Origin of the sequence: Streptacidiphilus melanogenes, assembly GCF_000787835.1 — a bacterium.
Taxonomy (GTDB): domain Bacteria; phylum Actinomycetota; class Actinomycetes; order Streptomycetales; family Streptomycetaceae; genus Streptacidiphilus; species Streptacidiphilus melanogenes.
Genome location: NZ_BBPP01000060.1, coordinates 29,804 through 34,174, shown reverse-complemented (window position 1 = coordinate 34,174; position 4,371 = coordinate 29,804). Strand labels below are relative to the sequence as shown.

Genomic DNA, 4,371 nt, shown 5'->3' with positions numbered 1-4,371 from the left:
CCGCCGCGACCCCACCCACCGCCCCGACGACGCCCACTCCGACCCCGCCCTGCCTCTCCCCACCCACGGGCCCGGCCGCGACCGCCTCCGGCGTCCCCACCGCCCCGCCGGCGCCACTCACCTGCTTCAACGGCCCTTCGGGCGGCCCGGCCGGAATGTCGAACGTGAGCGCGGCATCGGGGCGGATGATCCCGTAGCCGTAGTGATCGTCATGCACCCGCCCGGTGGGATTCAGGGCCGACTTCACCATCCGATTCACCACCTGCCCGGCGGTCAACCCCGGATACTCCGCCCGAACCAACGCCGCCTCGGCAGACACGTACGCCGCCGCATCACTCGTCCCGTCGGACAGCCGGTACTCACTGTCACTGTTGGCCCCAGCCGCCACGATGTTCACCCCAGGCGCGGCCAACGTCAGCCCAGGCCCGTAGTTCGAATCCACCCACGGCTTGCCCTCCGCATCCACCGCCCCGACGGACACCACCCCGGGATACGCCGCCGGCCAGGAGAGTTTTGCTGCCCCGTCGTTTCCGGCGCTCGCGACGAGCACGACGTCGTGGGACTCGGCGTAGGCGATGGCGGCCTTCAGAACGTCGGATCCCGCTCCACTTCCGAAAGACATGTCAATGATGCGCGCCCCGCTATCCGTTGCGTAGCGGACTGCGTTCGCGATCTGCTCTGAGCCGGAGACAGTAGAACTCAGCTCCGCATCCATCGGAAGAATTCGTGCCGACGGTGCGAGGCCCATGACTCCTTCGGTGCTGTCGGCTCCATGGCCCCGTCCGGCGATGAGGCTGGCCATTGCGGTTCCGTGACCATCGCCGCTGGTGTCCACCGAGGCTGAGCAGGCAGAGTAGAAGCACTTCCCGGGAAGGACGGCGGCGGAGAGGTCTTGATGGCTGGCACGCACGCCTTCGTCGATGACCGCGACCACGACCTTGTTGCCGGTGGACTTCGTCCAGACGCTGCTTGAAGCATGGAAGGCGAATAGAGGCCACTCGGCATCCCGCACCTGGTCGGCAAGAGAGGTGGTGCTCTGGTTGATCGAGGCAATAAGACCAAGAAATGCTCCCGCTAGGAGAGCGGATTGAATCCTGCTCCGCATTCTTGCTCCTAGGTGATTACCGGCGGGTTGGCGATTTGATCAGTGAGCCACGTGTAGCTGTCTTCTTTCAGATATTCCGGGCGACTGCGGCGCTGGTTTCGTCGGCCTGGCATCCTTTGCTCACCGCTCCACCCTGCTGGCAGTGAGCTGCCAAAGGTCCCTGGCGGGCCGCTGTCCAGGAGCTGTGTAGCTTCAGGATCGGCCGGAAAATTCTGTGCGATGCCGCCAGTCACTTCCGGACGTGTGGGCGGAGTGGGGCAGGTTGCCTCTGTGGCGCTGTTCAACGAGTTGGGGATTCTCTTATAGGCTGAACGACCTGTGTTAATTGACGTGGCTGTCGGGAATCCCCGTGTCTGACGTGGCACAGAAAGCTCGGCTTGCACGCCCGAGGGTGCGGGTGCGACATTGGCAATCTGAATGCCCTCCGTTGGGGTTTCAGGAGGACCAAGCGTGGCGGCACGTTCGGACGGGGAATCGGTCCCGCTGGTCATGAAGCCGCCAGTTCCGGAGCTGCCCTGGAGCGTTGCGTGACCGCTGCCTTCCGTGGGTCCGGGGATGCGGGTCGCAGGGACGGCGCTTCGGAGCGGGTCTGAGGTGGGTGCGGTTTCCGTGGGGGTCTCGCTGCTGCCCGCGCCAGGATGAGGCGACGTGGCGTGTGGGGTTGCAAGACGTGGATCGCCGGTGACTCCGGCTGCGGGCTCAATGTGGACCGTAGAAGCTGCTGTTTGTGGTGCGAACACCCCGCGGTCATGGCTTTGATCCAGACTCGCGGGATTTCCGATCATCTCTGCCGCCGCCGCGTACCGCTGCTCCAACCGCTCCATCACCGCCACCGCCTGCTGCCGCTGCTGCTCGTGCAGGGCGTCCGCCGTCCCCGTCGTCCGGGCCTGTTCCGAGGTCACCACGCCCTCCAGGGAGGCGGGTTCTGGTGGCATGTCCAGGCGGGCCTGGCGGAGGGCGTCGGCGGCGTAGGTGACGCCGGAGGATGCGTGGGAGGCGTAGGCCGCGCCGTTGCCGATGGCTTGGTGGAGCTCGGCGGCGCGGGCCGTGAAGGCGTCTGCTGCGGTGCCGGCCCAGTGTGCGGTGGCCGCGCGGGTGTGGTGGAGGAGGTCCTCCTGGGCCTGTTGGAGGGCCAGGTCGATCGCCGCCCACCGGCCGGCCACCGTGTCCAGGGTCTCCGGGTTGGAGTGCGCGAGCATCGCGCGCAGGCCGGTGATGCTCGTCCCGCCGAACGTGGTCCCCGAGCCGCCGCGCGTGGCGCCTCCGCTCATCCGAGGCCGCCGCCGCTACCCGATCCCGCCGCCGAGAAGAAGTCCTGTTGCGTGCGGTGTTCCTGCTCCTCGTACGCCTCGGCGGCCGACTGCGTCTCGCCGCTGTACTGTTCGATGAACCCCTGCAGTTCGGCGATCATCGAGCCCAGCCAGTCCCGCATCTCGTCGTGCTTGTCGGCCAGCGCCGCTGCGCCGGCGAAGCCCGAGCCGAGGGTGCCCTGCGGGATCGCGGTGTCGTAGCAGGCCGATGCCTTCGCCGTGTCCAGGCCGTCCGCGACGGCGCGCAACTGGCGCACCGTCGACTGCAACGCCGTCACGTCGACGTGGTAGCCGTTGCCGGATCCCATCGCGACGCACCTCCTCCCCGCACACCCTGCGCCCCAAGGCGTCAGGCGGTGAGCCGTGTACGAACCCGTTGATCACGGCTACCTTACGTCGCGGAGAGTAGCCGGGCCATCGCTCGATGGAGTGGTCCGATCGAGGCGCGACGTGCGCGCCCGAGCTGCGAAAACGTGACCTGCCGACCGCTGCGCGGTGATCATCGGCTGCCATAAGGTACGCGGCGGAGCGTCACCGATGCGGTGACGCAAGGGATTCGGGTGTCACCGGAGGGGTGCATGAGCTTCATCGAGCGGGCCGTCGAGATGGTCGAGCGCGGCGTGGGGGCGGGGGAGGAGGTGCTCAGCGAGCACGCCGAGCACCGGCACGCCGCCAAGCTGTTCCTCAAGCTCGGGATCGCCGTCTTCGCGGAGCAGCGGCTCGGCGGAACCCACGAGCCGGTCGACCGCATCCTGAAGGCGCTCGACGGCCACGCCGCCGAGCACGGCGAGGTGGACCTGGACCACCTCAAGGCCGCGCACGAGGTGCTGGGCGACGAGTTCGTCGAGGCGCACTCGGGCTGAGCCGACGACCCTGCCACGAGGAACCCGCACGCCCGCTCCGCGCGCGGAGGGCGGTTACTTCAGCAGACGTGACAGCCGGCGGTCGGCCAGGGGCTTGCCGCCGGTCTGGCAGGTGGGGCAGTACTGGAGGGAGGAGTCCGCGAAGGAGACCTCCCGGATCGTGTCACCGCAGACCGGGCACGGTTCTCCGGTGCGGCCGTGGACGCGAAGGCCGCTCTTCTTCTCGGCCTTGAGGTCGCGCAGCGGCAGGCCGCGGGCGCGCTCGACGGCGTCCGCGAGCGTGGCGTGCATGGCCGTGTAGAGCCCGGCCACCTCTTCGTCGCTCAGGTTGGCGGCCAGCTTGAACGGGGACAGCCGGGCGGCGTGCAGGATCTCGTCGGAGTACGCGTTCCCGATGCCCGCGAGCACGGCCTGGTCGCGCAGCACCCCCTTGACCTGCCGCCGCTCCGACGCGAGCAGCGCGGCGAAGGCCTCGGGCGTCACCTCGCCGGACAGCGGGTCGGGGCCCAGGCGCGCGATGCCGGGGACCTCCTGCGGGTCCCGGACCAGATACACCGCGAGGTGCTTCTGCGTCCCGGCCTCCGTGACGTCGAAGCCCTGGGACCCGCCCGAGTCCGTGGGAGCGAGCCGCACCCGCAAGGCCAGCGGCCCCTTGCCCGGGCGTGGCGGTTCGGTCGCGACCTTGTCGCTCCACCGCACCCATCCGGCTCGGGCGAGGTGGATCACCAGATGCAGTTCGCCGACCCGCAGGTCGAGGAACTTGCCGTACCGCCCCGCGCCGTCGAAGGCCTGCCCTTCGAGCGCCGTGATCGGAGGATCGTAGGTCTTCAGTGCGGCCACGGAGACGGGGTGCACCCGCTCGACGGTCCGTCCGACGAGGTGCTCGCCGAGGAACTGTACGAGCGACTCCACCTCCGGCAGTTCTGGCATGCCCACCAGTCTGCCCGCGCGCCCGCCCACCCGCGAGCCTGGCTGCCCGTGGGGCCGTGGCGGAGCCCCGCTGTGCCGAGAAGCCCCGATGTGTCCGGAGCTCAGCTGTGCGCCGAGCTCAGTTGTGCGCCGAGCCCCGCCGCTCCCGGGGAGTGGCGGGGCT

At 69.3% G+C, this 4,371-nt stretch carries 5 protein-coding genes; 1 reads left to right on the top strand and 4 read right to left on the bottom strand.

Translation table 11 applies throughout. From position 1 onward, the window contains the following. The 3 genes from TR49_RS42140 to TR49_RS36075 form a co-directional block, all read right to left on the bottom strand. On the bottom strand, positions 1-1,105 hold a 1,105-nt coding region (locus TR49_RS42140; RefSeq protein WP_084725776.1), incomplete at its 3' end, for a S8 family serine peptidase. Positions 1,106-1,113: 8 nt separating this feature from the next. Further along, positions 1,114-2,304, bottom strand: coding sequence for a hypothetical protein (locus TR49_RS43360; RefSeq protein ID WP_152627644.1), 1,191 nt, complete (start codon positions 2,302-2,304; stop codon positions 1,114-1,116). Between the two features lie 68 nt (positions 2,305-2,372). Then, complete coding sequence (locus TR49_RS36075) at positions 2,373-2,723, bottom strand: hypothetical protein (RefSeq protein ID WP_042389877.1); 351 nt, start codon at positions 2,721-2,723, stop codon at positions 2,373-2,375. Between the two features lie 270 nt (positions 2,724-2,993). On the opposite strand from TR49_RS36075, the gene TR49_RS36070 reads away from it, so the two are divergent. Further along, on the top strand, positions 2,994-3,278 hold the full coding sequence (locus TR49_RS36070) for a hypothetical protein (protein WP_052434925.1): 285 nt from the start codon (positions 2,994-2,996) through the stop codon (positions 3,276-3,278). A 54-nt stretch (positions 3,279-3,332) separates the two neighbouring features. On the opposite strand, the gene TR49_RS36065 is transcribed toward TR49_RS36070, so the two are convergent. Then, entirely contained in the window at positions 3,333-4,208 is an 876-nt protein-coding gene (locus tag TR49_RS36065; RefSeq protein ID WP_042389871.1) for an Fpg/Nei family DNA glycosylase, read from the bottom strand. Positions 4,209-4,371 lie beyond the last annotated feature (163 nt).

Bases quoted from the DNA above. Each gene is read 5' to 3' on its own strand.
- TR49_RS43360 (WP_152627644.1), bottom strand. From the start codon at position 2,304: ATGCTCGCGCACTCCAACCCGGAGACCCTGGACACGGTGGCCGGCCGG.
- TR49_RS36075 (WP_042389877.1), bottom strand. From the start codon at position 2,723: ATGGGATCCGGCAACGGCTACCACGTCGACGTGACGGCGTTGCAGTCG.
- TR49_RS36070 (WP_052434925.1), top strand. From the start codon at position 2,994: ATGAGCTTCATCGAGCGGGCCGTCGAGATGGTCGAGCGCGGCGTGGGG.
- TR49_RS36065 (WP_042389871.1), bottom strand. From the start codon at position 4,208: ATGCCAGAACTGCCGGAGGTGGAGTCGCTCGTACAGTTCCTCGGCGAG.